Annotated in this window: 20 protein-coding genes; 11 read left to right on the forward strand and 9 right to left on the reverse strand. The window is 28.7% G+C overall.

The genetic code is table 11. The features are described 5' to 3' along the window. Nucleotides 1-92: 92 nt before the first annotated feature. From CUEA01_RS04460 to CUEA01_RS04470, 3 genes are read left to right on the forward strand one after another with little or no spacing between them, the layout of a single operon-like run. Nucleotides 93-1,295 carry a YibE/F family protein gene (locus tag CUEA01_RS04460; protein WP_407929244.1) on the forward strand — a complete coding sequence of 401 codons (1,203 nt, stop codon included), beginning with the start codon at nt 93-95 and terminating at the stop codon, nt 1,293-1,295. A 15-nt stretch (nt 1,296-1,310) separates the two neighbouring features. Beyond that, the gene (locus CUEA01_RS04465) at nt 1,311-1,982 is read left to right on the forward strand and encodes a response regulator transcription factor (RefSeq protein ID WP_234118884.1); all 672 of its coding nucleotides are present in this window, start codon (nt 1,311-1,313) and stop codon (nt 1,980-1,982) included. Then, nucleotides 1,979-3,478, forward strand: a complete 1,500-nt coding sequence (locus CUEA01_RS04470) for a HAMP domain-containing sensor histidine kinase (RefSeq protein WP_234118892.1) — start codon at nt 1,979-1,981, stop codon at nt 3,476-3,478. Before CUEA01_RS04465 ends, CUEA01_RS04470 begins: the two co-directional genes overlap by 4 nt. Before the next feature lie 56 nt (nt 3,479-3,534). Here the strand turns inward: CUEA01_RS04470 and CUEA01_RS04475 are convergent, their stop codons facing one another. Continuing rightward, entirely contained in the window at nt 3,535-4,845 is a 1,311-nt protein-coding gene (locus tag CUEA01_RS04475) for a S1C family serine protease (RefSeq protein ID WP_234118894.1), read from the reverse strand. A 189-nt stretch (nt 4,846-5,034) separates the two neighbouring features. Between CUEA01_RS04475 and CUEA01_RS04480 the strand changes: the two genes are divergently transcribed. Further along, nucleotides 5,035-6,102, forward strand: a complete 1,068-nt coding sequence (locus CUEA01_RS04480) for an AI-2E family transporter (RefSeq protein WP_234118897.1) — start codon at nt 5,035-5,037, stop codon at nt 6,100-6,102. Nucleotides 6,103-6,186: 84 nt separating this feature from the next. Then, nucleotides 6,187-8,067: an LTA synthase family protein gene (locus CUEA01_RS04485; RefSeq protein ID WP_234118899.1), complete on the forward strand. Its 1,881-nt coding sequence runs from the start codon at nt 6,187-6,189 to the stop codon at nt 8,065-8,067. Between the two features lie 117 nt (nt 8,068-8,184). On the opposite strand, the gene greA is transcribed toward CUEA01_RS04485, so the two are convergent. The 6 genes from greA to CUEA01_RS04515 form a co-directional block, all read right to left on the reverse strand. Beyond that, on the reverse strand, nt 8,185-8,649 hold the full coding sequence (gene greA, locus CUEA01_RS04490) for a transcription elongation factor GreA (RefSeq protein WP_234118901.1): 465 nt from the start codon (nt 8,647-8,649) through the stop codon (nt 8,185-8,187). 161 nt (nt 8,650-8,810) lie between these two features. Then, nucleotides 8,811-9,590 carry a PilZ domain-containing protein gene (locus CUEA01_RS04495; protein WP_234118903.1) on the reverse strand — a complete coding sequence of 260 codons (780 nt, stop codon included), beginning with the start codon at nt 9,588-9,590 and terminating at the stop codon, nt 8,811-8,813. A gap of 199 nt (nt 9,591-9,789) precedes the next feature. Further along, entirely contained in the window at nt 9,790-10,749 is a 960-nt protein-coding gene (locus CUEA01_RS04500) for an acyl-CoA dehydratase activase (protein WP_234118905.1), read from the reverse strand. Beyond that, the gene (locus tag CUEA01_RS04505; RefSeq protein WP_234118907.1) at nt 10,730-11,827 is read right to left on the reverse strand and encodes a 2-hydroxyglutaryl-CoA dehydratase; all 1,098 of its coding nucleotides are present in this window, start codon (nt 11,825-11,827) and stop codon (nt 10,730-10,732) included. The genes CUEA01_RS04500 and CUEA01_RS04505 overlap by 20 nt, the downstream gene beginning before the upstream one ends. Next, nucleotides 11,799-12,722 carry an acyl-CoA dehydratase activase-related protein gene (locus tag CUEA01_RS04510; protein ID WP_234118909.1) on the reverse strand — a complete coding sequence of 308 codons (924 nt, stop codon included), beginning with the start codon at nt 12,720-12,722 and terminating at the stop codon, nt 11,799-11,801. The genes CUEA01_RS04505 and CUEA01_RS04510 overlap by 29 nt, the downstream gene beginning before the upstream one ends. A gap of 96 nt (nt 12,723-12,818) precedes the next feature. After that, complete coding sequence (locus CUEA01_RS04515; protein WP_234118911.1) at nt 12,819-13,676, reverse strand: patatin-like phospholipase family protein; 858 nt, start codon at nt 13,674-13,676, stop codon at nt 12,819-12,821. Nucleotides 13,677-14,292: 616 nt separating this feature from the next. Here CUEA01_RS04515 and CUEA01_RS04520 point away from each other — a divergent pair. Then, a complete protein-coding gene (locus CUEA01_RS04520) occupies nt 14,293-15,447 on the forward strand; it encodes an AAA family ATPase (RefSeq protein ID WP_234118914.1) in 1,155 nt (384 codons plus the stop codon). Further along, a complete protein-coding gene (locus tag CUEA01_RS04525) occupies nt 15,434-16,039 on the forward strand; it encodes a retron system putative HNH endonuclease (RefSeq protein ID WP_234118916.1) in 606 nt (201 codons plus the stop codon). Before CUEA01_RS04520 ends, CUEA01_RS04525 begins: the two co-directional genes overlap by 14 nt. Before the next feature lie 570 nt (nt 16,040-16,609). On the opposite strand, the gene CUEA01_RS04530 is transcribed toward CUEA01_RS04525, so the two are convergent. Both CUEA01_RS04530 and CUEA01_RS04535 read right to left on the reverse strand, forming a co-directional pair. Beyond that, the gene (locus CUEA01_RS04530) at nt 16,610-17,944 is read right to left on the reverse strand and encodes an IS4 family transposase (RefSeq protein WP_234118918.1); all 1,335 of its coding nucleotides are present in this window, start codon (nt 17,942-17,944) and stop codon (nt 16,610-16,612) included. Nucleotides 17,945-18,128: 184 nt separating this feature from the next. Continuing rightward, entirely contained in the window at nt 18,129-18,824 is a 696-nt protein-coding gene (locus CUEA01_RS04535; RefSeq protein ID WP_234118920.1) for a L,D-transpeptidase family protein, read from the reverse strand. Between the two features lie 311 nt (nt 18,825-19,135). On the opposite strand from CUEA01_RS04535, the gene CUEA01_RS04540 reads away from it, so the two are divergent. The 4 genes from CUEA01_RS04540 (at nt 19,136) to CUEA01_RS04555 (ending at nt 23,774) form a co-directional block, all read left to right on the forward strand. Then, nucleotides 19,136-19,645, forward strand: coding sequence for a DUF4912 domain-containing protein (locus CUEA01_RS04540; RefSeq protein WP_234118922.1), 510 nt, complete (start codon nt 19,136-19,138; stop codon nt 19,643-19,645). Between the two features lie 129 nt (nt 19,646-19,774). Next, entirely contained in the window at nt 19,775-21,358 is a 1,584-nt protein-coding gene (locus CUEA01_RS04545) for a glycoside hydrolase family 57 protein (RefSeq protein ID WP_234118930.1), read from the forward strand. A gap of 98 nt (nt 21,359-21,456) precedes the next feature. Next, the gene (locus CUEA01_RS04550; protein ID WP_234118943.1) at nt 21,457-22,416 is read left to right on the forward strand and encodes a restriction endonuclease; all 960 of its coding nucleotides are present in this window, start codon (nt 21,457-21,459) and stop codon (nt 22,414-22,416) included. 107 nt (nt 22,417-22,523) lie between these two features. Further along, nucleotides 22,524-23,774: a M16 family metallopeptidase gene (locus tag CUEA01_RS04555; RefSeq protein WP_234118945.1), complete on the forward strand. Its 1,251-nt coding sequence runs from the start codon at nt 22,524-22,526 to the stop codon at nt 23,772-23,774.

Raw genomic sequence — 23,774 nt, forward strand, 5'->3', positions numbered from 1 at the left:
ACTAATACTATGGTATATTAAAGAAAAATAAATATATAAATTTAAAATAATGCGTATGGAGCGGTAGAATGAAGAAATTTCAAAACAACAAAATGCTAAAATATATAGGGAGAAATATAAAGAATTTTACAAATAAAAAAACTTTAAAGTATGCAGGTATAGGATGCATAGTAATTTGTTTATTTCTACTATGTAATTTTTTGTTTTCAGGAATAAATGATGATAATGCAGAAATACATGGAAAAGTTATTAAAGTAATTAATGGTTCAAGTGTTAAAAATAGTGCTGCGAAGATTAATTCTAAAAGTAACACTTTAGCTAGGAATTACGTTATGGTGAAAATATTAAATGGTGATCATAAGGGCGAAACTGTAAAAATGGATAACCTTGTTAATGATAAAACTTATCACCAATCATTTGCTAAAAAGGGGGATGAAGTACTTATCAATATTGATGAAGATAATAAAGGGCATATTAAAAGCACTTCATATATATATGATATTGTAAGATATAAATATATATATATGCTTGCGATTATTTTTGTACTGCTTTTAGTTGTAGTAGGAAGGGGAAAAGGTTTAAAATCTATAGTAGGACTTGCAATAACTGGAGTTGCAGTTCTAAAGATAATGATACCTCTTATAATTGCAGGCTTTAACCCAATAGTAGTATCCGTAATTATATGTGTTTTTGTGAGTATTTTAAATTTACTTATTATTAGTGGGAGAAATAGAAAAACATTTGCAGCAATAATAGGTACTTGTATGGGTGTTGCAATTGCGGCTATTATTGCAACTATAAGTATAAATCTTTTAGGACTAACAGGATTTACAGATGAAGAAGAGCAGATGATGATATACATATCACAAAATACTAATTTTAATTTTAGTGGGCTATTGTTTGCAGGAGCATTAATGGGAGCACTTGGAGCGGTTATGGATGTAAGTATATCCATAGCATCTTCTATAAATGAAATTAATGAACAAAAGAAAATGAGTATAATAGAACTATTTAAATCAGGCATGAATGTTGGAAAGGATATAATGGGGACTATGGCAAATACGCTTATATTAGCTTATGTTGGTGGAGCTATGTACATCATTATATGGATTTCATCTTACGATTTGCCATTGCACAGAATTTTAAATCAAGATGTTATAGCTTCTGAGGTTGTGAAAACTCTTGCAGGAAGTATTGGACTTGTTTTAACAATACCACTTACTGCTATTTGTGCAGCTCTCATATTTAAATGGGAAGAAAAGCATGAATTAAAAAAGAAAGTTGATGATATTTAAGGAGATGGAGAAGTTATGGAAAAAATACTTGTAGTAGAAGATGAAGAACGAATGAGAAAACTTGTAATGACATATTTAAAGAGAGAAAATTATGAGGTGCTGGAAGCTGGAGATGGAATTGAGGCAATTGATATTTTTAGAAGGGAAAATGTATCACTTGTGGTATTGGATATAATGATTCCATTAGTAGATGGTTTTAGGGTATGCAAAAGTATTAGAGAGCATTCGAGTGTACCAATAATACTTTTAACGGCTAAAAGCGAAGAGGAGGATAAATTATTAGGTTATGATCTCGGAGCAGATGATTATGTAACAAAACCATTCAGCCCTAAAGTTCTTGTTGCTAAAATCAAAGTTTTATTAAAAAGAACAAATTTCGTGGAGGTGGCTACAGAAAACGACTATGATGGACTTGTTATAAATGAAGTTTCTCATGAAATTACTATAGATGGTAAGGAAGTATATTTATCACCAAAAGAATATGAACTTCTAATATATTTCTCAAGAAATAAAGGCATTGCCCTTACACGTGATAAAATTTTAGATAATGTTTGGGGAAATGATTATTATGGTGATCTTAGAACTGTTGATACACATGTAAAAAGACTTAGAGAAAAACTTCAAAATAAAGCACACCTTATAAGTACCGTAAGAGGCAGTGGTTATAAGTTTGAGGTGAAGAAATGAAACTGAGGTTAAAAAAGAGTATAACAATAAAAATGTTTTCATTGACCCTTGTTTTTTTTACAATATTTATAATTTTTATTTTAGCATTTGAATCTATGTTCTTTCAGAAAATATATGAGAATAAAAGAAAAGATAATTTAAATAAAGCTGCAGATAACTTTAAATCTTACTATAATAACAAGATGAAAAGTATGACTTCAGATGATATAGCCAGCTATATGAAAAACTTTGAAGAAAAAAATGAATGTACAATAGCAATTTTAAATGAATATGGAAATCTTAAATATTTGACAAGTAAAACCAAAGAAGAAAGTGATCCTACAGATATAAATATAATTAAAGAAATAATGTATAAATGGGTTTCTGACCCTGGGTCTTTCATAGACATGAAAAGATCTGGGAAAAGTAAAACTTATATTTTTGAAAGTAAAACTTATAATGTAAAAAATATAGTTTGTGTTGCACCTAATGTAGCGACAAATGAATATATATTCGCAATATCATCATTTTCACCAATAACAGAAGCAGCATCTGTAATGCAGGGGATCTTTATATATATATTTATTGGAGGAATTATTCTAGTATTTATTTTATCATTTATATATTCAAATATGATAACAAAGCCGCTTGTAAGGATTAATAATACTGCTTCAAAGATGGCTGAACTTAATTTTGAGGAAAAATGTGATGTTAGTTCAGATGACGAGATAGGAAGCCTTGGGAAAAGTTTGAATTTTCTTTCTGGAAACCTAAATTATGCATTAAACTCACTTAAAGCTGCAAATGAAAAGTTAAAGGAAGACATTGAGAAGGAAAAAGAACTTGAAAAAATGCGAAAGGAATTTGTTGCAGGTGTTTCTCATGAACTAAAAACTCCAGTTGGATTAATTGAAGGTTATGCAGAAGGGTTAAAGGATAATATAGTTACAGAGGAGGAGGACAGGGAGTATTATTTAAATGTGATTATAGATGAAGCTTCAAAAATGGGAAACTTGATCTCAGATATGCTTGATTTATCACAACTTGAAAGCGGAAATTTTAAGCTAAATAAAGAAGTTATAGATATTGGTGATACAGTGTGGAAATCCTCTAAAAAGTATTATACATTATTTAGTGAAAAAGGAATTGATTTAGATATTAATGTTATTAATTTAAATGTAAATGCTGATAAATATAGAATTGAACAAGTATTAAATAATTATATAAACAATGCCATAAAGTATGCAAAGAACAAGATTAGTATAAACATGTTTGAAGAAGAAAATGAAATTAAGATAGAAGTAAATAATGATGGAGAGAAGATAGCCGAAGAGGAAATAGATAAAATTTGGGATAAGTTTTATAAAATTGATAAATCACGAAATAGAAAAATTGGAGGTACAGGGCTTGGACTTTCAATAGTAAAAAATATAGTAGAACTACATGGTGGAAAATGTGGCGCAGAAAACACAGATAATGGCGTTAAATTTTACTTTACCCTTAGGAAAATAGATTAAAACAAATATAAAAATACAGCGTAAGCTTGCTTTTACGCTGTATTTTTATATTTGTTTTAATCTGTTAATTTAAGTGATAAAGTTTTTGTACCATCATCTCTATAAACTTCAACTTTTACTACATCGCCTGAACTGAGAGCAGATTTAGCAGTATTTAATTCGGTAGAGTTAGTTACTTTTTTACCATTAAATTTAGTTATAATATCTCCAGCTTGAATACCAGCTTTTTGAGCGGCACTAAAATCGTCAACCTGTGCAACATAAACTCCTGCTGGAAGACCATGTGCTTTTAATTCACTTGCAGGGTAGTCTTCAATTTTTATTCCAAGCATTAGTAGAGGCTTTGTAAGACTTGCAATCTTAGGTTTTACTAAATCTATAGGAATTGCAAAACCGATTCCTTCTACACTTGTACTACTGCTGTTACTGCTTCCAATTTTAGCACTATTTATACCTATTACTTGACCTAAAGAATTTACTAAAGCACCACCGCTGTTTCCTGGGTTTATAGCAGCATCTGTTTGGATATAGGTTTGTTTTGCATTTGAATTTTCATCTGTTGATATTTGTCTATTAGTTGCACTTATAATACCAGAAGTTACTGAACCTAAAAGTTCTTCTCCTAAGGGATTACCTATTGCATAAACTGGATCACCGACATTCATGTTGCTTGAACTTCCAAGTTCTGCTATGCCAGGAACCTTTACATTATTATCAGTTATTTTTATTACGGCTAAATCCATGTTAGCATCGTAATTAACAACCTTTGCAGCAACCTGCTTTTTATTATTAAATATTACATTTATGGAACCAGAACCAGACACTACATCAGATATTACGTGATAATTTGTTAAAATATAGCCTTGCGCATTTATTATTATACCGGACCCCATTCCATCTTGTTCTGTACTACCACTATTACCATAAAAGCTATAAGGATCAGAGTTTTGACTTGAATCTACCATAGCTTTAGTTGAAACACCAACTACAGCAGGACCAACTTTTTTTGCTATTTGTGCTCCGGTTAAAGCTCCGCTTGTGCTTGAAACTGTTGAAGTTGCAGTTGCTTTAATTGTTGTATCTTGCGTAGCACTAGTATAATTTTGTGCTAAGCTTTGATATAGTGGTGTATTTTTAAATAAACCTGATTTTGGAAGCACGTATAATGAAGCAGCTGTTGATGCACTAGCTCCGACTATAGAACATACAAGACCTACAACAATATATGAAGCAAATTTATTTTTTCTTTTTGGCTTCATTGGTGGAGTAAAATCATCTTCCACTGTATATTGAGCTGGTATGTTTAAATTTGAATTAGTATCATTGTTATTATCGTTGTTAAAATTGTTGTTATTAAAATTATCCATATTTGTTACCTCCAAACAATTGACGTTTTCTATGCTTTAATATTAACTTCAATATGTGACATTTATGTGACAATTTTGTTTAAGTAATTTTAACAAAAAATATTTAAAAAAGTAACCATATAAGATTAATTTAACATTGAATTTGTCATTAATTAATAGTACACTATTATGAGTAAGGGAGGAGTGCAAGTGGATTTTATAAAAGAAATTGTCCATAGAGAATCATTTAAAAGAATAGTATTCTTTATAGTACTTATACTAGTGTTATATTTTATGAAGCCAATGATAAATTTAGTGTTATTGACATTTTTATTTACATATTTAATAAATAGTGTTGAAAGTTTTATTACATTAAAATTATCAAAGTATATAAGGGTTAGTGAAAAATTTGTTACATTAATTTTATATATTGCTATAATAACAATAATTGTAGTAGTATCATATAGATATATCCCAATTGTAGTTAATGAAGCTAAAAATCTTATAAATCAAGCAGAAAGTTTCTATGAAAGTTCAAGTAAGGTGGGTAAATATGCAATTTTGGATAAATATGTAACACCTATAATTCAAAATATAAATATTGAGAATTATACTAAGGATGGAGCAAAATATGTAATAGAATTTGCATCTAGCGTAGGGGCTATGAGTGTGCAAACTGTTCTTGCTTTAATATTAAGCCTTTTTTTTATACTTGAAAAGAAGGAAATTCTAGTATTTGGAAAGAAGTTTGAAACAAGTAAATTGTCAACTATGTATAAGTATTTTGTACATTTTGGTAATAATTTTCTTAATTCCTTCGGCAAAGTTATAAGAGCACAAATTATTATAGCTTTTGTAAATACAATTTTATCAGTTATAGGGCTCACCATTTTGGGATTTCCGAACATTTTAACATTAAGTGTTATGATATTTGTATTGAGCTTAATTCCAGTAGCAGGTGTTATTGTATCATTGGTTCCGTTGACACTTATTGCATTTAACATAAATGGGCCAATAGAAGTGTTGTATGTACTTATATTAGTTGGAATAATACATGTAGTTGAAAGTTATTTTTTGAATCCAAAACTCATGTCATCAAAGACGCAAATTCCTATATTCTTTACATTTGTAATACTCCTTGTTTCAGACCATTTTTTAGGTACTTGGGGATTACTTTTAGGAATACCTTTATTTATGTTTATACTTGATGTGTTTGAAGTTAATTTATCAGGAAATGCTAAAAGTGTAAAGAATGTGTTTAAATTGAAAAAGAAATAAAATGTTGAAAAAGAGATGATGAATTTGAAAAAAGTTGAAATTGACAATAATAAGATTATAAAAAAAATACGGGGTAATAAAGTAATGTACAAAACAAGTAATAGAATTTTAAATATATTAAAAAGTAATCTTGACTTGCTTTTGTTTTTTATTGTACTTTTTATGAAAGTAGTTGAATATGGAAAACAAATTTCACCGCAATACTTTGATCCAGAAGTATTTACACCAATTTTTGCATCAATTTTGATACTTTTAAGTTTCTCGGTATTATTTAAGGGGAAAAAAAGGTTTATATATTTAGTAGTAATTGATATTATAATAAGTATTATATTAGTATCGGATATTGTGTATTTTAGGTATTCCGAAGATATAATATCTATGGGCGTTGTTAAAAATGCAAAGCTTCTTGGAGGAGTAAAGGATGCCGTATATAAACTTATCAAAGTTCAGGACTTTTTATATTTTGTTGATATATTAATTATTGTTCCTTTGATGAGATTTTATTATGAGAAGATTGATATGAAAATACAATCATTATTGGTAAGAATAATAGTATTTTTTATGGTGTTTATGACAGGAACTGTGGTAGATGCAAGAACTTTTAAAAAAGTTAATGTAGAGCAGCCAACTTTGCTAACAGCTATGAGCAATAAAATTTATCTAACGAAATTGATTGGAAATTTGAATTTTCATGCAGTTGATGCATACAATTATGCAGCAACAAAAATAAAAAATTCAAAGCAGCTTCCCGAAAGTAAGAAAAATGAAATTAAAAGTTATTTGAAAAAAAATACAACTGAGTCACCAAATAAATTTACAGGCGTAGCAGCAGGAAAAAATCTTATAATGATTCAAGTTGAGGCACTTCAACAGTTTGTTATAAATAAGCAAATTAATGGAAAAGAAATAACTCCTAATTTAAACAAGTGGCTTAATAAATGTATGTATTTTGATAATTATTTTTATCAAGTAGCAGGGGGAACAACTGCAGATGCTGAATTTATGTCACTAAATTCTTTTTATCCAGCAGAATCTGGTGCAGCATATTATACTTATGCCGGAGATACTTTCAATTCAATACCAAAGGAACTAGGTGATAAGGGATATTATACGGCAGCACTTCATGGATATACAGAAGGATTTTGGAATAGAAATGTAATGTATAAATCGGAAAAATTCGATGATTTTTTTGGAAAGTCAAGCTATAATATAAACGAGAATGTTGGGCTTGGTTTAAGTGATAAATCATTTTTGAATCAAGCATTTGATAAACTTAAAAAGTTTAAGCAGCCATATGATTCTTTTCTTATAACCTTAAGTAGTCACTATCCTTATAATGATGTAACTGGATATGAAAATGGTATGGATACTCTTGATGTTGGTGAATACAAAAATACTCTTTTTGGTGATTATTTAGAGGGAATACACTATACAGATAAGCAACTTGGAGATTTTTTAGATAAGCTTGAAAGTTCAGGAATAGCAGACAATTCAGTAATTGTACTTTATGGTGATCATTTTGCGATACCTAAAGAAAATATGAATGATCTTTATAAATTTACAGGTGAGACTAATAATGATGATTTAACATGGTATAAATATCAAAAAGTACCTCTTATGATACATTTTCCAGACAATGCAAATAGTGGTGTAAATCATACTTATGCAGGTCAGATGGATTTGTATCCTACTATTGCAAATATGTTTAATATTAAGAATGATTATATGTTTGGTAAAGATATTTTTAATAATAATACTGATAGAAAAGTCACCTTTAGAAATGCTTCTTTCACTGATGGAAATACATTTTATGTATCTTGGACAAATACTTATTATGATATAAAAACAGGATCTAAAATTAAGGAAACACCAGAACTTAAGAAAAAGAAAGATGACAGTGTTAAGGAATTGGAATATTCTGATGAATTGTTAAATCACAATTTATTAAAAGAATGGGTAAAATAAATAGTCTATGTTTTAAATAAGTGTGAAAATCAACACTTATTTAAAACATAGACTATAAATAAAAAGCTAAAACTTTAAGTTTTAGCTTTTTAAATTGGTTTTATAAGGTATATGATATTATAAAATTTTCAATAATTGAACTTCATAGCTTCCATCTGGAGATTCAACAAGAGCCTTTTTGCTTACTTCAAGTTTGTATAAAGCTCTTCCTAATGGAGAATCTATGCTTATTTTCATATTTTTAACGTCAGCTTCAACTGAACTTACAAGCGTAATTTCTTCGTCTTCATCTACATCACAAAATTTAACAAGAGCTTTTTTGTTTAAATCAAATATATCTTCATTTACTGAGGATTCAACGACTGTAGAAGTTTTTAAAATATCTTCAATTTCTTGAATTCTTGTTTCATTCATTGATTGATCATCTTTTGCAGCACTATAATCTGCATTTTCACTTAAATCACCTTGTGCTCTTGCAAGTTTTAGAGCTTCTTTAATTTCTGCTCTTTTAACTGTTTTTAAATATTCAAGTTCATCTTCAAGCTTTTTTTTACCAGACTCTGATAATATTACATTACTCATTGTAAACACCTACTATCTTAAAATTGTTATTGTAGAAAAAATAAAAGCTATTTGTATTGATTTTAACATGTAAAAATACTGCACTATTAATGATATCGCTAAAATTGATTTATTTCAATATAATTTAGTGAACTTTTTATAGTAAAGTTATAAAAATTCTATTATTTAATATTGTTTAAAAGAAGTTTGGATATAGTATTTATTGTACTAAGTTGCAAATCATGAGGAAGCTTATTAAATTTATCTATTAATTTAGTTGAGTGTTCGTTTTCTAGTGATGATAAATCTAAGTCTTCTAGTCGCATAGCAGCAATATTTGAATTTTCACTATAAAGGGAGGAAATGGTAAACTCAATAATTTGCTTAAATTGAGAAACTTCATAAATACTTATTTTAAAATTATCTGCATGATTATTTCCATATTCTTCAAGTCTGCTAAGTAAATTATTAAAGATTACTTCATTTAATTTATTTGAAGTAGATATTTCGCCCATTAACCAACTTGCATATTGAAAAAGCCTGTCTATGTCAGGCGTAGATAAATTTATTTTACACGTTAGATTTTCTATAATATAAGTGGATTTATCTTTATACACATATATAAAATTGTTGTTATAAAATTGTTCTATAATTAGTTTTAAAAGTCGCTTATCTGTTGCTAATAAATCAAATTTGCAACCACTTAGGAAACCTCCATTTAAGTTAGTTTCACACCATACAATTGTAGCATTGCAGGTTAAATTTAAATTTCCTATAGAAAATTTAAAAGTAATTTTATCTTTTACACATACTTTTTTAGAAGTATGTAGTCTAGCGCCAGTTTCACTTATATCGATGATTTCAACGTTAGTTAATTTGGTTTCACCATTAATAATAAAAAAATCTGCAATGCATTTATACTTAACTCTTTTAGAATTCCTTTGTTCTTTAAAATTTCTCATCTATCTCACCCTCACGTAGTTATAAATATACTTTTTTAAATACTTAAAAATGCATGCGCTAAATGTATCTTTAAATATAAAGCAATATTATATATTATTATACAGGATAAGAGAAAATAAACAAGAAAAAATTACATTTGGTATATGTAGGAATAGTGATTATATAATGTATAATGAAAAAATAATGTATTAGTAAAAATTATACGGCTGCACCTTTATTCCATTTACCACATCTATCCCCAAAGCAACCTATAGTGATGTCTTTGTTTTTAATTTTTACAACTTCACATCCATTAGAGCAGCCTTTACATTCAAAACTACTTGAAATAAAGTTAACATCAGCCAAATTAAATCCCTTAAAATTTGTTTTTACATTGTGTTTTTCAATAAATTCCTTTGCAATTATTGCAGCGCCTATAGCACCCATTACTTTATGGTTTGGAGGAATTGTTACTTCACATTGAAGAAATTTTTCAAATGAGGCTTTTATTCCTATATTTGATGCAACACCACCTTGAAAAAATATTTTTGGTAGAATTTCTTTACCTTTTCCAACATTGTTTAAATAGTTTCTTACAAGGGCATCGCATAATCCACATATAATATCATCTTCACTATAACCTAGCTGTTGCTTATGTATCATATCTGATTCGGCAAAAACAGCACATCTACCTGCAATTCTAACTGGTGTTTTGGAGTTTAATGCATGGTCTCCAAAGCTAGATATAGGAATATCTAGTCTTTCAGATTGTCTATCTAGAAATGAACCTGTGCCAGCAGCACAAACTGTATTCATTGCGAAATCAGTTACTATACCATTTCTTAAAATTATAATTTTTGAGTCCTGGCCTCCAATTTCTAATATTGTTTTTACATCTTTATCTACATTAAGTGAAGCTATTGCATGAGCTGTAATTTCATTTTTTACAATGTCTCCACCTATGAGGTATGATGCAATTTGCCTGCCACTTCCCGTAGTACCAACACCAAGTATTTGTTTATTATCATATTTTCCTTTTAAAATTCTAAAGCCCTCTTGAATGGCATCAATTGGTTTCCCTTTTGTTCGAAGATATACGCTTTCAATTACCTCCATATTTCTACTTAAAAGAACTATATCGGTACTTACAGAGCCGACGTCAACACCCATATAATACATCTTTATTTCTCCTTTCTAATAAATCAATAAAAGCTTCAATTCTTGTATCATAACCAGCTTCACCAGTCATTTCATCAACTATAAGACTGAGAATGGGAAAATTTTCGTTTTTTGATATTTGAGGGAGTATTGCTTTTGAAACAATTTCTGGCATACACCCCATCGGGAAAATTTGTATTGCGCCATCAAAACCCGTATGGCTTGCCATAACAGCTTCACCTATGCATTCTCTTCCATGACCTCCAATGTAGTATGGTAAATATTTTTTTGAATTTATCCTTAAATCCAAAGAATTTAATTTTAGTACGGATAACATGGCATCTTTAAACCACCAACTAGGACTTAGGTGCCTAGAAGTTGATACGCCATAATCCATGAGCTTATCTTCAATATATAAATTAGAAAATGGCTCTATTATAGTGTATATTTCTCCTATAATAGCAACTTTTAATGGCTTTTTTTCTATACTAATAGGCAGGTTATCTATAGCTTTTTTACATTCCATAAGAAAAGTTATTAGTTTATCTGGATCATTATAGTTAAGTGCGCTTGTTTTACAATTTTTTAAAAGAGCCTTGCATTCACCAGTATTAATTTCATATCCAGCTTTTTTGTGTGTTTCGGCTTCTATATAATCCATTAAATTTATTATTCTATAGGTTTTAAATAGCATTTTTAATTTTTTACGAGTGCTTAGTTTACTTTCATTTGATATTTTTGATATTCTTCTTAAAAATTCTTTTTTGCCTATAGAATGTGGTTTGTCTAATACTATAAAATCAACATCATAACCTAATTTTTTTAATGTATTCATTTGAAGTTCACAATATTCACCAAACCTACATGGACCACAGCTTCCAGTAATTAAAACTGTATCAGCACCATTTTTTATACTTTCTATGTAACCGCCAAGCATTATTTTAAAAGGGAGACACATTTCTTCTGGTGAATACAGAGAACCTAATTCCAAGCATTTTTTGTTGCTTTTAGGTGGCATTACATATTCAATACCCAAACCATCAAATAATGCTTTAGCAGCAAAACAGGTGTTACCCAATTGAGGAAAGGTTATTTTCATAATTTAAGCATCTCCTTTCAAGCATGTCAGAAAAGGCTTCGATTCTTGTATCAAAGCCAGCTTCACCTGTTTGTTCATCTATTTTTAGTATGAGCATTGGAAAGTCATTTAAATTATCTTTTATAAGTTCTATTAATACAGAATCTATACCGCAGGAGAAGGAAGATATGTATATAATTCCATTTACAAGTTTATTTTTGGCACAATAAGAAGAAAAACCATAAGATTCTCTTGCAAAAGTCCAAAACGGTTTTTTAAATAATGATAATATTTCATTAGTTATTTTACATTCATCAAGTGAATCCTTTGTAATTACTCCAATGCCAAGTGAGTTAAGTTTTTTTACAATATTTAAATTTAAATACTTATCGTATATATTGTAGGGATGACCAACCAAGGCGATATTTAAATTGTAATTTTTATCGTAGATTCCAACTTTGCTGCTTTCTTGCATTAAGCAGGCATGATTATAAGCTGTTTTTATTTTATATATGTTTTTTGTGAATAAGAAACCGCAGTTTCGTATGAAATGCATAAACTTCCTCTTATCGTATGCATTAATAGGATATGAAATAATTTGTGGCATATTTGGAATATCATTTATTATCATTTCGGGAAGCCCGCAAAATTTTGGACATATAAATTCAGATTTTTTTAGTTGCATTATTCTAGGAATAAACATTATATCGCACTTATCTTTAATACATGCGACATGACCATGGAAAACTTTGATAGGAAGGCAAGCTTCATCCACGCAGTATTTAACACCGAGGTTCAAGATTTCTTTATTTGTTTCTTTAGAATGTATAATTTCTGCACCTAATTCAGAGAAAAAAGTGTTAAAAAAGTTATTGTAGTTTTCATAAAGTAGACCCTTTGGAATGCCAAGTTTCATGAAAAATCTTCCTTTCTGTGAATATTAAAATACATTTGTATATTTTAACCAAAGATATTTTTTATATTCACAGAATTAATATATTAAATTAATAAATTAATTTTCATCAATAAATTTTAAAAGTTTATCATAGTTTTTTTCAGCATCCTTATAGCCTTGTAAATAAAGTGCTGTAAGTTTTTCAGTGTTTTTTTCAGTTCGCTTTACATCAGGTGGAAAATCTGGTCTTATAATAAAAACATCACCGCTTTTTTCTAGTTCATCTATATATTCCATTGTATTATTATATAATACAGGCCTATTAATAATAGAATCACATAAACCCTTAAATTTAGAATATTTTTTTGAAGTAACCCACTTAAATTTAAATGGTTTTTTCATATATCCCGAGTTTCTAGTTAAGATTATTATATTTTTTTTATTTCCGTCAGCAATAGATTTTTTTATAGGAACTGGATCTGATAATCCACCATCCATAAGTATGTAATCATTAATTTTTACAGGCTCAGCAACGAAGGGAAGACTACTGGAGGCTTGTATTACTTTCAATATATTTTCATAGTTGTAATCTTTTTTATAAAAATATACTTCCTTACCTGTGTTACAGTTAGTAGCTCCAATAACAAATTCTCCATAATAATTAAAAAATGTATCAAAATCAAATGGAAGTAATTTAGTTGGTATTTCGTTAAATACAAAGTCCATACCAAATATTGATTTGTATTTTAATAAATTTCTATAGCTTAAGTATCTAGGGTCTGATACATAGTCTATAGTTGCGCTTTTTGTTCTTCCACGCTGCTTTGAAACATAAGAGGCACCACTACAAGCGCCCATAGATACGCCTATAACGTACGGAAAATATAAGTTTTTGTCCATAAAAAAATCAAGTACGCCTCCTGTATAAACCCCGCGCATGCCCCCGCCTTCTAAAACAAGTCCAATATTATTCAAAATAATCACCTCGTACATTCTATTTAGAGTACAGATGACAGAGTACAGTTAAGGATGATTTTTCTCAGCTAACGCTGCGAAAAATCTAAAAATTTATTTTGATTGCTTATGCAATTGCGGCATTACTATTGTCAGCGAAGCTGACAATAGTTAAGTTTAAGATTTACCTGACGTAGGGAAGGTAAGTCAACCTTAACTGTACTCTATCATCTGTACTCTGGTTTAATTTGTTCGCAATAATTTTAAGTTATGTATTAAATAATCTTATAGATATACAACTAAACTTAAATATTATCATCTTAGCTGAATCACATGTATGATAATAGTTCATATGCTCTAATCTTTATTCTAAAAGTTTTGTTATATATAATTATATCATAAAAAGGTAAGATTTAGAGATGCACTACTTGAAGAAAAATATTACTTGAAAAAGCTATGTTAGAATTGAAAACGAAAATTGATAATTCTAAATTAGATTTATATGATAAAATGAATATAAAGGAGATACTGTTTCAACTATCAGAAATTAATTTGCACCATAACGTTTGAAGGGATCATTTTGGTATAAATTAATCTTGAGGTTTCAAACAGTTTAGCTTTGAAAGAGGTGAATAAATTGAAACTAGAAAAAATTAAATTTACCAATCATGAAATATTTAATAATTTAGAGATAGATTTTAAAGATAAAAACGGAAACATATTAGATACCATTGTTGTTATCGGTGAAAATGGTTCTGGTAAGACTACTTTATTAAAAAGCATTTATGATTCATTTGACATAGATAAATGTAATGAATTGGAAAATGATAAAGTGGAATTGGATAGATTATTATATACAGTAACTGTTAAGTTAGAAAATAATGAAATCGGAAAATTAAATCCAAAAGTTCTTGCTTTTGAACCAGTATGTGGTTCCAATGAATTTAAGGTTGTATATATGCCAACAGAAATTAATTTTGAAAAGATTAATAAGGTTGATAATACTTTAAATTTCACACCACATTTTCAAAATATAGTTGATCAAAATATGACTCAAAATATACCATCATTTATAGCAACAAAAATAAATAAAGAAATATTTAGAAACAGAAATAAAACTATAGGTGAGGTTATAGACAAGGTTTGTGAGGATATAAATGGTATATTTTCTATTATGAAATTAGATGTCAAATTAGTAGGGCTATCAGAGACCAATGAAACCAAACCTATATTTAGAAATAGCTCAGGTAAGGAATTTGATATTACAGGTTTATCATCAGGAGAAAAACAATTGTTTTTAAGGGCATTGTCACTAAAGTTTTTAGAAGTTAATAACTCAATAATATTAATTGATGAACCGGAAATATCACTTCATCCTGAGTGGCAAAGAAAGATAATTGATGTATATAAAAGTATAGGAGTTAATAATCAATTAATTATAGCAACTCATTCACCGCATGTTATAGGAAACATAAAAGCATCTGAACTTAGGGTGATGTCAAAAGAAAATGGCAGTATTAAGCTAGTTGACAATAATAATTTAAGTGAAACTTATGGAAAAAATATAGGTGACATTTTAAGCTCAACTATGAAATTAGATAGTTTAAGAAATTCAGATATTACTGATAAATTAAATAAGGTATATGAGCTTTTAAATAAAAACTTATATGACACAGAAGAATTTAAAAGTTTATTTGATTATTTAAGAACGTATTTAGGAGATTTAGATAAAGATATTATGAGAATAAGATTGGATATATCGGTTAGGAGAAAAAAGAATGCTCAAGGTTAGCAAAGAACAAGAACCTAACTTTTTATTAGAATACAAGAAAAAATATAATCCTAAATCGTGGAAAGAATATGATAAAGACAATATTAGAAATAAAATTAAAGAAAATATATTAGTTCTTGAACAAGAAGAATATTGTCCTTATTGTGAAAAAAGGATATATACAAACGATGATGGTCATATAGAGCATATAAAACCAAGAGATTTGTTTCCAAAAGAATTTCAATCCTACGATAATATTATAGTTTCTTGTAATGAAAAAAATAGCTGTGGAATTTATAAAAAGAATAATTATGATGATAAACTTATAAATCCGGTTATAGACAATCCTAACAATTATTTTTATTATAGCATTGCGAATGGTGAAATAGTATCCAAAAATAATGATGAAAATAGCAAGGAATATATAAAGGCAAATTATACAATTGATATTTTAAACTTAAACAGTTATGAGTTAAAAGAAGCTAGAAAAGCCTTAATCGATATCTTAGAAGTTTATAGAGAAAATTATGAGGAGTACGATGAATACTTGCAGTTCTTTTTAAATGATGGTCACAATTTTCCAAGCTTAATTAAACAATACATGGAGCTGTAAGATTTGATGGGAGAGGGGGGGATGTTACCTAAAGAAATAAATTTAGAAGAAAGTATTGAGAATTATTTAGTTTCGGCCGTATATGAACAAGGGTATGCTTATTTTCAAATAAATTAGCAAAATTAAGTTAGGTTGCTAAACTAAAAATTGTTTACTGCAATTTAAAATTATTGCGAAGCATTAAATCAGAGTACAGATGACAGAGCACAACGAAGCTTGATTTAACTTCCCTTACGTCATGTAAATCTTAAACATAAATGTTATCAGTTCTGCTGATAACATTTATGTTACGATTGCGTAAGCAATCAAAATAAGTTTTAAGATTTTTCGTAGCAAAGATTATTAATATACAAAGTTTTATTGCATTACTAGTGACAGTGCATCTACCAAGTTAAAGAACCTACATGGGCTTAAGCCCAAACAATGTCATCAACTTAAGGAAGCTTACAACAAATTGAAGTAATATGGAATTTCATTAAAAGATTATTTTATTAAAAGATTATAACACAAATAATCCATTTAGTTGTTTAAATTAAATGGATTATTTTTACATATTAATTTTCTTGTTTTTTAGCTATTAGGTTTATGATTTTGCATATACCTATTTCTACCTTTATATTTTATATGAGGATTACTTCTTCCAGGTCTAATTGGAACTAAATTTTTTGTAATTTCATTCATCATATCTGTTTGCATAGCTTCTTGTTTTGCCGTGTCCTCTTCTATAACCATCTTAATTATATATTCTCTAAATTTGCCGACTAATATATTCATATTGACATTATAGCAATATTTTAATTTTCCTTCTTTATTTTTGCTTTCATCTACAATATAGTTAGCATCATTTTTGAAATCCTGAATCAAGTTAAATAACAACATTTGAGCATAAAAATCCTGTTCAACTATTATTGGCTTTTTACCTGAAATATTTTCAATATGAAGCTTATTTTTAATTATGTCATAAGCTGTTTCAATCCCCCAACGTTTTGAATACAAAACACCTATTTCTTCTGTATTAAATTCTTCTTTTAGAATATTTGTAACCAAATATTCGTATTCACCTGTATTTAGCTTGATCTTAACCATTCTTAATGGAACTTCTTTGAGCATAGAAGCCTTTTGCTTAAGAGCTTTATCTGATATATAAGCTAATCTATTACCATTTGTTTTAAATTGAACAATTTCATCATCACTTTGCATAGAATTTCTTTCCTTATTAAAAGTATTTCCTTGAAGTCTAAATAGAAATTTAATAGGACACTCTAATAAAAACATTAACATTTCTGTAGAAAAATATCCTCTATCAAAAACGGTAATAATTTTTCTATCATATCCCAATGTTTCTAATGCATTGTAAATATTAGCTCCTGCTAAAACTCTTTCAGAGGTTTTATATTTTTCAATAATTGCATCAATCATTATATTATTTTCAATGTCATAAATACCAGATGCCCTAGCACGAGCCATTTTTCTTACATCCTCTTTATTGGGGTTTAAATATCCATAGGTTTGCCTCAGTTCTTCTGTGTTCGGTATTTCTAACACAGTACCATCAATGGCAGTTATTATATAACCTTTATACAATTTATAATTAGGATCATCATATACACGCTTAATATGGTTTTTATTTAAATAAATAAATACTTCTGGATTTAAGTTTAATCTTTGTTTGCAGAATGCCTGTTTTGTAACAGCATCTTCTTTCTTACCAATACTTTTATAATAATTATTAATTTCCATAGTTGTAGTTAATCCTTTCCTGCATATGATATATTTCATTAAATCCTCAAAATTTAGTTTTCTATTTCTCGTAAATGCTTGTTTTTTTAACTGACCTATTTTCTTAGTTTCTCCTGTTTTTATTTCTTTAAAGCTTAGCATAATTCTCTCAAGTTTTTTTACCATCAGAAGAAGCTCCTTTTTGCTTTAAATATAACATATAAAAATATATTTAAAAATAAAAAAAATTTGGATTTTTATAAAATCCAAATTTTTTTCTTAAGTTGAGGACATTGTAAGCCCAAACCCCTAGTAAGTGTATCCTTCACTGTACACTGTACACTGTACACTGTCATCTGTACTCTGCTTTCTAGTCCACCGGTTTCAACCCAAGTTTTTTATAAAATGAAGTATAAATTGTGTCACTAACATAAAGGTGGTTTTCCTTTTGAAACTTATGTACATAGTATTTCATACCTTCACCGTAAATTCCATCGGGATTTCCTGCGTAGTATCCTTTAGATTTTAAAATTTCTTGAAGTTCAAATACATCTGTGCCTCTCATACCTGGTTTTAAAATTCTCAAATTAGAACTAAAATTGGTGTATGGACTTCCAGTTACTATTACTTTTGTTCCTATGGGAGTTATTTTATATAATTGTTTAACATCATCGTTGTGCATTCTAATGCATCCATGTGAAGAACTCCATCCAATAGAAGTGGGGTAAAGGGTTCCATGTATACCGTATTTTCCCCAGGGGACATTAAATCCCATCCACCTTCCTCCAAATCCCTCGCCCCAAGTATCCTTAGATATTATAGTCCAAGTGCCAATTGGTGATGGAGTTGAAGCTTTTCCGCTGGCAACAGTATAGGTTTTAAGTAATTTATCATCTTGGAATACAGCAAGTTGATTTGCAGTTATGTCAACTAAAATTGTGATTTTCTTATTATGGTCATAGCTTGAAAGAGAATGATCCCTTGTTTTATAAAAATAAAATATTAAAATTATTTCAATAATTAGAATTATAATTAATACTGTAACTATTTTTTTAAAACGCGACATTTTGTATATTTCCCCCTTATAAAGTTCTTTAAGACGACTAAAATAAAATCCTCATTCTTTGTACTCCGACTTCGGTTAATATAGTATATTAATAAGCTGATGAAGAAATGAGTGTTTTTAAAGTATAGATGTAAATTATTCGTGACACCTTTGTAATTTTACGGTATAATAACTATATTAAGTAACTAGTTCGTTTATTATATAATTTTAATTAATAAATCATATTTGTTTTCGCACAATTTCTGTGTTCCTGAGAGATTTTAGGCATATTAAATGATAAGTATCTTTAAAATTTGTATAGGGGTGAAAATATGTTAAATGATGATAAATCTTCAATAGTATTATTGGTACAAAACGCACACAATGTATTTTGTTATTTTAATATTTCGCCAATTTCCATAAAAGAATTTCAAGATAGATATGGGGAAAATGAATGGAGAAATTCTAAACCTGTTTTAAAGGTTTGTATGGTTTCAAATGGAATTGCATCTGAGGTGAAAATGATTTATATTGATGCTTTTGCAGATAATTGGTACATACATATGGATAAAGATGATATGGATTTGTTTGTAAAGATTGGAAGAGTACTTACAGATGATACTTTTGTATGTCTAGCTGTTTCTAATACAGTAACAACTCCTAGAGAAAATCAGTCAAGTGATTCAGCAGTTTATTATGTTGATGTTTCAACGGATTTCCTTGCACCTAATAGTATGCTGCCAAAATGTGATGAAAAATCAAATAATCCAAATGTTCATAAAGAACCTAAGCCGTATCCTTTCGCTGAGGGAAAAAAAAAATTAGAGAATATCCAAATTTAATTATATGTTCTTATAAATATCATAGTGAATATTTTGATAGAAAAATACAAGAAACACTAAAGCAGTATCATGATTTATCAGTTTGTTCATCATCAGGGTTTAAGTAAACTTACTAGGGGGAATAAAATAATGAAAAAAGGATATGTAGCTTTTGTACTTCACGGTCATATGCCATTTATTAGGCATCCAGAAATTAATGATGCACTTGAAGAAAGATGGCTATTTGAGGCAATGAGCGAATGTTATATACCGCTTATAAATGTTTTTGATGGCCTTATCAAAGACAAAATAAAATTTAGGATGACAATGTCTATAACACCACCCTTAATGGCGATGCTTCAAGATGAATATCTTAATGAAAGATATATGGAGTACTTAACAAAATCCATAGAACTTTCTGAAAAAGAATTAATAAGAACAAAAAACAATTACGATGAAAGTAAAGTAGCACAGTTTTATAACGATAAATTTAATGGATTACTAAAAACATATAAAAGTTATGAAAATAATTTAATGAATGCTTTTAAGAAGTTTGATAAGCTTGGATGTCTTGAAGTAATAACATGTTCAGCAACACATGCACTACTTCCATTAATTTCAATAAATCCAGAGGCCGTGCGAGCTCAAATAGCTACAGGAGTAGAATCATATATTGATACTATGGGTCATGCACCAAATGGAATATGGCTTCCAGAGTGTGCATATAGTTATTCGCTTGATAGTGTTTTGAAGGAATATGGAATAAAATATTTTATTTCTGAAAGTAAGGCTGTACTCTATTCATCACCTAAACCTAAGTATGGTACAAATGCTCCAATAGCGCTTCCAAATGGTGTTTGTACCTTTGGAAGAGACATAGAATCGTCTTATCAAGTTTGGAGTAATTTTATGGGGTATCCTGGAGATTTTAGTTATAGGGAATTCTACAGAGATATAGGTTATACGCTGCCAATGGATTATATTAAGCCATATATAAATGCAGCAGGTATAAGAATAGATACGGGTTTTAAATATTATAAGATAACAGGTAATACTGAGCACAAAGAGATTTACAACAGGGATGAAGCAATGGAAAAGGTTTTAAAGCATGGGACCCATTTTGCTGAGTGTAGGACTAAGCAAATTAACGAAATATCAAGTCATATGGATAGACCGCCAATTATTACTTGTCCTTATGATGCTGAATTGTATGGTCATTGGTGGTTTGAAGGACCTGAATTTATAAATGCCTTTATAAGGAAAAGTGCGGAAGAATGGACATCATATGAACTTACAACGCCATCTGAATATTTAATACAAAATCCTATTGTTCAGTGTTGTACCCCAAATCCATCAAGTTGGGGCGAGAATGGAGATTATTCTGTGTGGATAAACTCATCAAATCATTGGATATATCGGGATTTGCATAGATGTGAAGAGATAATGACAAGACTTGCAAATACGTATACTAAGCCAAGTGAGCTTCAAGAAAGGGCGTTAAATCAAGCTGCAAGAGAATTGATGTTAGCGGAGTCTTCAGATTGGCCTTTTATTATAAAGAATAATACAACAGTTGAATATGCTGTCAAAAGAGTAAATACTCATGTGAATAGGTTTATGAGTATTTATGATAATATTACTAAGAACACTATTGAATCAAAGCTACTTGAGAAAATAGAGCAAATAGATAATATTTTCCCTAATGTAAATTACAGAAATTATTGTAAAAAGTAGTTTTATCATAAGCTTATATGTGCTTAAAAGTCATGTATAAGCTTATATTAAATAAAGAATAGAATCAGCACCGTTTGAGATATTTGGGAGGGATTTTAGTGGCTAATTGGTGGATGATCAATGATAAGTCTGGAGAAATGCTAATAGATTTTTGGGTTAAAAATGCTGTGGTTACGATTGGATGGAATGAAATTGGAAATGCATTAGATTATGAAACAAAGGACAAACTTCTAATTAGATGTGATGAAGTGTACAGTAAAGAAATGCCAGGAATAAGAATTCAGATTGAAAGTCAAGTTTGGAGATTTTCTAGAGAAATAGAAAATGGCGATAGAATAATAACATATAATAATGTTACTGGTCAATACTACATAGGAATTGTAGCATCAGGATATGAATACAATCCAAATTTATATGCAGGACAGGCTCATACACTTAGAATTAAATGGGTTGATAAACGTATAAATGAGAACTTTGTATCTAAAGAGCTTAAAGATTCATTAAATCAAAACTCTGTTGTTTTCAGGGTGTTTAACTGTGATTCAGAAATAGAGAGATTACTTATAAGTAATGGAAATGTAAAAGAAGCCTTAGATAAGGGAAAAGAAATTTATAATTCCGTTACAGAGTGTGTTAAAGATATGCTTTTAAAAATGGATGAGCACAAATTTAAGCAACTTGTAAAGGAAATGTTAACTTGTCTTAATTACAAGGTAAGCGCTAATTATGATAATAGTGAAGAAAATTCTTATTTAATAATAAGTGAAGATGAACTTGCTCTTACAAAGACTATAATAAGAGTTTGTTGCCTTAAGGACAATGAAACTAAGACAAGCCAAAATGTACTTGATCTTTTTTCTAGTTATAATGATAACATAAGAAAGTATGTAGTTATATCAAACAGTCCTATAAGTTTGCAGATTAGAAATGAAATTAGTGAAAAATATTATGTTGCTTTTTTATCAATTAATGATATAGTAAAAAAGCTATTTGAATGTTATGATAAAATGAGCGATGAAGTAAAAAAAGCGCTTTCTTTAAAAAGAGTTTATATTTAAAGTAAGTAACACATTAGGATAAATAAAAAGTGCGTTATATGATGTTTATAGCGTGCTTTTTTGTTTGTTTTAATGTATAATTTTAATGTGCTGGGAGGAAGAAATTAATGAATAATGATATTTTTGATTCAAAAAAATTCAAACTAGAAAATGGACTTGAAATAATTTCAATAAAAAAAAATACCGAATTGTTTTCTCTGCATGTTGGAGTTAAAATAGGTTCTATATATGAAGAAGTTCATGAAAAAGGTATTTCGCATTTTATAGAACATATGCTTTTTAAGGGAACAAAAACTATGAGCAATGAGAAGTTAAATGAGGCTTTTGAATCTCTTGGTGGGGAGTATAATGCATATACAGATTATGATTGTACGGTATACAGTATTACAGCTTTAAAAGAAGAAATGGATCTTGGACTTAAGCTCATTTCAGATATGATTAGAAATGCTGTTTTTGATGAAGAGGAGTTTCAAAAGGAAAAGGAAGTTATTTTAGCCGAGATTAGAAGTATTAAAGATGATATTGAGGATTACAGTTTTGCAAAGGTTCATGAAATAGGTTTTTCAAAAGGACCGCTTAAGTATGATACTATAGGTAGTGAGACTAATATAAAGAGATTTTCAAATAAAGACTTAATTGATTTTTATAATAAATATTATGCCCCTAATAATTCCTGTTTAGTACTGGTTTCAAGCCTTGATCATGAAGAGGTATTTTTAAAAATTAAGAAATGTTTTGAGGATTGGAATAAAAAAGTTATAGTGAAAAAACAGATTGTTACTGAAAAAAATCTGCCTTTAAAAAAATTTTCTTATAAAAATGATTTAGAGCAAAGTACTATAACATATATGTTTACTTTTTATAACCTAACAAGAATTGAAGAAATGGCAATTAAGATACTTAACTATAAATTTGGAGAGAGTGCAAATAGCATTTTGTTTAGGGAAATAAGGGAAAATAAAGGACTGGCATATGATGTCTATTCCGAGATTAACACAGCTGAATGTGCGAAAACTATGTATATATATACCTCAGTTAAAAAGAAAAATGTTAATTTAGCCATTGAATGTATAAATAATTGTATTAGCAATTTAAAAAGTAAGAAGAATTTTTTAGACAATAATTCAATTATTCTTATGAAAAAAGTCTTAAAGACAGCGGTTATCTCAACAATAGAAGATACAACGGATTTGGGCAACTATGTAATTCATCAATGCATCGATGGGAGAAATATTTATGAATTTTTAGAAGACATAAAAAATGTTGATATTATAAAAGTTGAAGATATAATAACCATTGCAAAGAAAGTTTTAAATGATCCGACAATTCATATAATGATTCCAAAGGAAAGTGATTAA

The sequence above is a fragment of the Clostridium hydrogenum genome, from assembly GCF_021432385.1.
Lineage (GTDB): Bacteria > Bacillota > Clostridia > Clostridiales > Clostridiaceae > Clostridium_S > Clostridium_S hydrogenum.

What these genes read in the sequence shown, in the direction of transcription:
- CUEA01_RS04500 (WP_234118905.1), bottom strand. Translation starts at nt 10,749, where the DNA reads ATGTATTATATGGGTGTTGACGTCGGCTCTGTAAGTACCGATATAGTT.
- CUEA01_RS04505 (WP_234118907.1), bottom strand. Translation starts at nt 11,827, where the DNA reads ATGAAAATAACCTTTCCTCAATTGGGTAACACCTGTTTTGCTGCTAAA.
- CUEA01_RS04555 (WP_234118945.1), top strand. Translation starts at nt 22,524, where the DNA reads ATGAATAATGATATTTTTGATTCAAAAAAATTCAAACTAGAAAATGGA.
- CUEA01_RS04470 (WP_234118892.1), top strand. Translation starts at nt 1,979, where the DNA reads ATGAAACTGAGGTTAAAAAAGAGTATAACAATAAAAATGTTTTCATTG.
- CUEA01_RS04530 (WP_234118918.1), bottom strand. Translation starts at nt 17,944, where the DNA reads ATGGTAAAAAAACTTGAGAGAATTATGCTAAGCTTTAAAGAAATAAAA.
- CUEA01_RS04510 (WP_234118909.1), bottom strand. Translation starts at nt 12,722, where the DNA reads ATGAAACTTGGCATTCCAAAGGGTCTACTTTATGAAAACTACAATAAC.
- greA (WP_234118901.1), bottom strand. Translation starts at nt 8,649, where the DNA reads ATGAGTAATGTAATATTATCAGAGTCTGGTAAAAAAAAGCTTGAAGAT.
- CUEA01_RS04540 (WP_234118922.1), top strand. Translation starts at nt 19,136, where the DNA reads ATGTTAAATGATGATAAATCTTCAATAGTATTATTGGTACAAAACGCA.
- CUEA01_RS04535 (WP_234118920.1), bottom strand. Translation starts at nt 18,824, where the DNA reads ATGTCGCGTTTTAAAAAAATAGTTACAGTATTAATTATAATTCTAATT.
- CUEA01_RS04485 (WP_234118899.1), top strand. Translation starts at nt 6,187, where the DNA reads ATGTACAAAACAAGTAATAGAATTTTAAATATATTAAAAAGTAATCTT.
- CUEA01_RS04545 (WP_234118930.1), top strand. Translation starts at nt 19,775, where the DNA reads ATGAAAAAAGGATATGTAGCTTTTGTACTTCACGGTCATATGCCATTT.
- CUEA01_RS04525 (WP_234118916.1), top strand. Translation starts at nt 15,434, where the DNA reads ATGCTCAAGGTTAGCAAAGAACAAGAACCTAACTTTTTATTAGAATAC.
- CUEA01_RS04465 (WP_234118884.1), top strand. Translation starts at nt 1,311, where the DNA reads ATGGAAAAAATACTTGTAGTAGAAGATGAAGAACGAATGAGAAAACTT.
- CUEA01_RS04475 (WP_234118894.1), bottom strand. Translation starts at nt 4,845, where the DNA reads ATGGATAATTTTAATAACAACAATTTTAACAACGATAATAACAATGAT.
- CUEA01_RS04495 (WP_234118903.1), bottom strand. Translation starts at nt 9,590, where the DNA reads ATGAGAAATTTTAAAGAACAAAGGAATTCTAAAAGAGTTAAGTATAAA.
- CUEA01_RS04460 (WP_407929244.1), top strand. Translation starts at nt 93, where the DNA reads ATGCTAAAATATATAGGGAGAAATATAAAGAATTTTACAAATAAAAAA.